The sequence below is a fragment of the Candidatus Thiothrix phosphatis genome (assembly GCF_035668035.1).
GTDB lineage: Bacteria > Pseudomonadota > Gammaproteobacteria > Thiotrichales > Thiotrichaceae > Thiothrix > Thiothrix phosphatis.
On the sequence record NZ_JAYMYJ010000148.1, the window covers coordinates 1 to 6,118 of the forward strand.

The following is a 6,118-nucleotide window of genomic DNA, read 5'->3' on the forward strand; positions in this document are numbered from 1 at the left end:
AGCGGCGGAACAAGGCGTCGAGTTCGGTGTGGCGCTCGAGGTTGATTTCGATGACGCCCACACCGAGCTGTTCGCCCGCCATACGCACGGCGGTGGTCTTGCCGACCTGCCGTGCGCCACGGATGACCAGCGGCTTGCGGCGGGGCTGCCGATACCATTGGATGATGTCGCTGACGGCTTGGCGGTTAAACATATCAACTCATCCACTGTATTAACAAGCGCCATTATAGGCCAATCATTGTATCAAAGTAGATGATTTCTAACTTTTCACAGCGCACCAGACATTTGAGATGAAGGTTAATGCCCTTCCGGCTTTTCAAACTCCTCTTTGCGCGTCCGCAGCCGCCGATCCATCATCAGCCGGAAGAAGAACGGCACGAAGAAAATCGCCAGGAAGGTTGCCGCCAGCATCCCACCCATAACGCCGGTGCCGACCGCTTGCCGCGCGCCCGCGCCTGCGCCAGAAGACAGCGCCAGCGGCGTCACCCCGAGGATGAAGGCCAGCGAGGTCATGATGATGGGGCGGAACCGCAGACGTGCCGCTTCCAGGGAGCCTGCCGCCGCAGCCCAGCCTTCCTGCGTTTTGAGCAGGGCGTATTCCACGATCAGGATGGCGTTTTTCGCCGCCAGCCCCAGCAAGGTGACCAGACCGATCTGGAAATATACGTCGTTGGTGAGGCCTGTGAGCCACACCGCCGCCAGTGCGCCGAAGGTGCCGAATGGCAGCGCCAGCAGCACCGAGAATGGCAACGCCCAGCGGTTGTACAGCGCCGCCAGGATCAGGAACACCATGACAGCCGCCATCCCCAGCGATGCGCCCGCCGTATTGGCGGAACGCTTTTCCTGGTAGGAGGCACCTGTCCAGTCGTAGGTGAAATCCTTCGGCAAGGCTTGCTTGGCCACCGCTTCGACCGCATCCAGCGCCTGCCCGGAACTCACACCCGGCGCGCCTTCCCCAAACAGCTTGACGGCAGGCAGGTTGTTGAAACGGTCCACCGAGTCCGGCCCTGAGGAATAGTCGACCCGCGCAAACGCCGACAGCGGCACCATTTCGCCCTTGCTGCTGCGCACATACATGCGGCCAATGTCTTCCGGCTTTTTGCGGTAGCTGGCGTCGGCTGACATCAGCACCTGCCAGGCACGCCCGTATTTGTTGAAGTCATTGACGTAATAGGAACCGAGCGCCGCTGCCAGCGTGTTGAACGCGCCATCCAACGGCACGCCCAGCGCCTTGGCGCGTTCCCGGTCCACATCGATGAACAGCTGCGGGGTGTTGGCGCGCCACAAGCTTTGCACCATGCCCAGCGACGGGTTCTGCTGCGCCGCCCCCTGGAATGCCTGCATCGCACCCGCCAGTGCTTTGGCACCGCCTTCGCCACGGTTCTGGATGTAGAACTCGAAGCCGCCGGTGCTGCCCAGCCCGAAAATGGCAGGCGGGTTGAAGGCCAGCACCAGCGCTTCCTTGATATTGGCGGTTTTCATAAACAGCTCGCCGACCAGCGCCTTGACCGGCATATTGCGTTCATCCCAGTGCTTTTGGGTGACGAAAATGGTGGCCGCGCTGTTGCGGTAGCCGCCGCCGAGGAAGTCGAAGCCGGTGAAGGCTATTGCATCCTGGTTGTTGGGGTTGGACTTGATGGCCGCCAACACCTGCGCGACCACCTTGTCGGTGCGGTCCAGCGAGGCACCGTCTGGCAAAAAGACGGCGGCGATGTAGAAACCCTGATCCTCATCCGGCACCAGCGAGGTCGGGGTGAATTTCCACAACCCGGCGGTGACCGCCACCATCACGGCGAACAACAACACCGTGATGATCGCCCGCCGCAACAGCCAGCTGACACCATACAGATAACCGTTGCGCATCCTCTCGAAAAAGCGGTTGAACCAGCGGAAAAAGGCATTGTCCCGCTTGTGTTCATGGCGCAGGATCAGCACGCACAGCGAAGGCGTCATGGTCAGCGCCACAAACCCTGACAGCACCACCGCTATCGAAATGGTGATGGCGAATTGCCGGTACAGTTCCCCGGTCAGGCCGCCGAGGAAGGCAATCGGCACGAACACCGACACCAGCACCAGCACAATCGCAATGATTGGCCCACTGACCTCGTGCATGGCCTTGATGGCGGCTTCCTGCGCACCCAAACCTTCCTCGTGCATAATGCGTTCGACGTTTTCCAGCACCACAATGGCGTCATCCACCACGATCCCGATCGACAACACCATACCGAACAGCGTCAGGGTATTGATCGAATAGCCCAGCAAATACAGTCCGGCGAATGTTCCCAACAGCGACACCGGCACCGCCAGCGACGGGATCAGCGTGGCACGCCAGTTTTGCAGGAACAGGTACACCACCAGGAACACCAGCAGCATGGCCTCGCCCAAGGTTTTCAATACCTCGCGGATCGAGACTTCGACAAAGCGGGTGGTGTCGTAGGCAACTGCGTAACTCAGGCCATCCGGGAAACTTTTCGCCAGCTCCGCCAAGTTTTGTTTCACATCGTCGCCCACGCTCAGTGCATTCGCGCCCGGTTGCAGGAAAATCCCCACCAAGGTGGCGGATTTGCCATTGAGGCGCCCCCGGAATTCGTAATCGCGCGATCCAAGCTCCACTCGCGCCACGTCTTTCAGGCGCAACAATTCACCCGCCCCATTGGCGCGCACGATGACGTTTTCAAACTCTTCCACCGTGGAAAGACGGCCTTTGGTGGTGATGGTGTAGACCATGTCCTGATCGTTGCCTACCGGAGCCTGGCCGATTTTACCGGCGGCGAATTGCGCATTCTGCTCATTGAGGGCAGCAGCAATATCGTCCACCGTCAGGCCAAGCTGGGTCATGCGGTCGGGCTTGAGCCAGATGCGCATGGCGTAATCTTTCGCGCCGAAAATCTGCACATTGGTGGTGCCGGGAATGCGCTTGAGCCGGTCGAGCACATTGAGGGTGACGTAATTGGAGGTGTACAGGTCGTCGAAACGGTTATCCGGCGAATAAAACGCAAGCACTTGCAGGAAGGAGGACGAGCCTTTCAGCACCGTCACACCTTGCCGCCGCACTTCCTGCGGCAGGCGCGCTTCCACCTGTTTGACGCGGTTGTTGACGTTGAGCGCGGCCTGGTCGATGTCCGTGCCAATGTCAAACGTCACCGTAATGCTGAGGGTGCCGCTGGAGGTGGAAGTCGATGCCATGTACAGCATGTTTTCCACCCCGTTGACTGCGTTTTCCAGCGGGGTGGCGACGGTTTGGGCAATGACTTCGGCGGATGCACCGGGGTAAACCGCTGTCACCTGCACTTCAGGCGGGGCGATTTCCGGGTATTGGGCGATCGGCAGGATACGCATTGCCGCCGCCCCTGCCAGCATAATGAATATCGACAGGACGAAGGCAAAGATCGGGCGTTCGATAAAGAAACGGGTAAACATGGCTTACCCCCCATTACCGGCTGGTTTTGTATCAGCAGCAGGGGGTTCGGGCTTGGCTGCCGCCGGTTCGGTTTTCTCCCCCTGGGCGGGAGGCGGTGTATCCGCAGCGGCATGTTCAGGTTTGGCCGCTTCCGGCGCACCAACCTGTACCGGCATGCCGGGGAAGAAAATCCGCGCCATGCCGTCGACAATGACCTGATCGCCTTCCTTGATGCCAGAATTGAGGATCCAGCCGTTGGCGAGGTCGCCATCCATCTGCACCCATTCACCGGCTTCCACCGGATGCGGCAGGGCAACGTCCATGCCCTGTTCGTTTTTGCTCATGACGTAGACGTATTTGCCTTGCGGGTTATCCAGCACCGCGCGTTGCGGCACAACAATCGCATTGGGGCGATGCGCGCCTTGCAGCATCACCCGCACGAACTGGCCGGGCAGCAGGCGACGCTTGGGGTTTTCGATGGAGGCACGCATCGCCACATTGCCGGTTTGTGCATCGACTTTGTAGTCCTGGAAATTCATCTGGCCGGTTTGTTCCAGCGGTGCGCCCGCCGGGGTTTTCAGCGCCACGGTGAAGCCGCCTTCCGGCAGTGTCAGTTTGCCGCTGGATAGCGCTTGCCGCAGGTTCTGGAAATCGCCTTCCGCCATGCCGAAATCGACATAGGCCGGGTCAGTCTGCGCCACCGTGGTCAGCAGGCTGTCGCCACCGGCCTGCACCAGGCTGCCTTCGCGTTGTGAGGCCCGCCCGGCCACGCCGCTGATGGGTGATTGGATGGTGGTGTAGCCGAGGTTGATGCGGGCGCTGTCCAAACTGGCCTGGGCTTGCATGACGGCGGCCTTGGCGATGTCCACGGCGGATTCGGCATCATCACGCTGGCTCTGACTGAGCAGTTGCTTGCTGGACAGCGGCGCAACCCGGGCGTAATCGCGCTCGGCTTTTTGCAGTTGCGCCCTGGCGCTGGCGAGGGCGGCTTCGGCTTGCGCCACTTGTGCCTTGAACATGGCGTCGTCGAGCTGGAACAGGGTTTGCCCGGCTTTGACGGCACTGCCTTCTTCATACAGGCGCTTGTCGATGATGCCGGTGACGCGGGCGCGGATTTCCACTTCGTTGGAGCCGTTTATTTGGCCGGTGTATTCAAAGCTGACCGGCGCATCGAGCGATTTGGCCGCCATGACAGACACTTGTGCAGGGGCTTGCCCGCCGCCAGCCTCACCCGCGCCCTGCTGGTTACAGGCCGCCAGCAAAAGCAGCAAACCAATCCCGGTGATCCGGGTCAGGAATTTCATGAAGCCTCACTTTCCAGAAATGGTGTAGCTAAAAATTAAATACCGTGTAGTGTAGACATTGGCAGGTGGAATGGAAGGGAAAATACCAGCCGCCATTGTCTGCCATCCGCCAGCCATACAAAAATCAGGACAGTCCCACCAAGGTTAATGTGAGGACGCGGGCATCCGTCGCATCCTTTCCAGGATAAAAGCCGCCACTGTCTGCGGCTGATTGATGTCCAGTCGTGGCAAATGTGGCGGAAGCGCCAAGTCTGTGTCCGTCGCCAGCGCAATGATGTTGCCGTCGGCAGGATACATCAGCGGCTTGCCCAGGCAGGGGCGGTGCAGCTCGATTTTGGGGTACGGCTCGTGCTTGAACCCCTCCACCAGGATCAGGTCGGTATTTTCCGGCAAAATGCCGCTGATGGCGTCGGCCAGGGAGGCTTCCCGCTGGCGGCCGTGGCCGACTTCGCGCAGGGAAATGATGCGCTGGTGCGACGCCAGCACCACTTGCTGCGCGCCAGCTTCCCGCATCCGGTAACTGTCCTTGCCCGGCTTGTCGAGATCGATGACATGGTGGGTGTGCTTGACCACCGCAATGCGCAATCCGGCTTCTTTCAGCAGCGGAATCAACTGTGTCAGCAAGGTGGTCTTGCCCGTGCCGCTGTAAGCGCAGAAACCCAGCAGCGGCACACGCCCTTCCAGCATCAATTGGTCAGCGGGGGTGTTCATATTGCGGAACACGGCGGCGCAATCCGAGAAATCCACCGTCGCCATGCGGTGGCGGGCATACCATTCGCGTGGGCTGCGTCCGCCCTGTTGCAGGTAGGCTTCCAGATCCGCCAGCAGGTGCCGCGGCAATAATGCATACATCGGTTGCAGGCGGAAACCGTCATGCGCCACCGCCAATTCCGCCCCTTCGCCTTGGATGGCGTCCAGCAGGCGCTCCGCCAGTTGCGGCGGCAGATTCGGCGCATCGCAGGGCACAGTCAGGAGATACGGTGCACCAGCCACACGCAGGGCGGCGGCGAAACCCGCCAGCGGCCCCTGGAAGTCCGCCAGCGTATCGGCGACCACCCGGCCATAATGTTGGTAAACATCGGCATGGCGGTTGGCGCTAATCAATACCTGGCTAACCTGCGGGCGCAGTCCATCCAGGATATGCCCGATCATGGGGCGCCCATGAAATGGGATCAGGCCCTTGTCCTTTCCGCCCATACGGCTGCCCTGCCCGCCTGCAAGGATGAGTCCGGCAATCAGGGATTGTGCTGGCGCTGTTTCTGTCATGTTTATTCCGGTCGTGTCATATCTAAGTCAAATTAATGGCGATTACCCCGTACCGGCTGCTAGCCTTGGGGTAATTTTCAGGAAACTATAGGTTATTAGACATTATTCCAAAATCTCGCCCTTGTCCCTAGTCAACAAATCATGTAAA

General features: G+C 60.1%; 4 protein-coding genes. All 4 read right to left on the reverse strand.

The window, feature by feature from the left end:
* The coding region (locus tag VSS37_RS18925; protein ID WP_324697729.1) for an AAA family ATPase at positions 1-193 on the reverse strand (193 nt) is incomplete at its 3' end.
* A 104-nt stretch (positions 194-297) separates the two neighbouring features.
* Positions 298-3,420, reverse strand: a complete 3,123-nt coding sequence (locus tag VSS37_RS18930) for an efflux RND transporter permease subunit (protein WP_324697730.1) — start codon at positions 3,418-3,420, stop codon at positions 298-300.
* Between the two features lie 3 nt (positions 3,421-3,423).
* Entirely contained in the window at positions 3,424-4,704 is a 1,281-nt protein-coding gene (locus tag VSS37_RS18935; protein ID WP_324697732.1) for an efflux RND transporter periplasmic adaptor subunit, read from the reverse strand.
* A 144-nt stretch (positions 4,705-4,848) separates the two neighbouring features.
* Complete coding sequence (mobA, locus tag VSS37_RS18940) at positions 4,849-5,970, reverse strand: molybdenum cofactor guanylyltransferase MobA (RefSeq protein ID WP_324697734.1); 1,122 nt, start codon at positions 5,968-5,970, stop codon at positions 4,849-4,851.
* Positions 5,971-6,118: the final 148 nt, after the last annotated feature.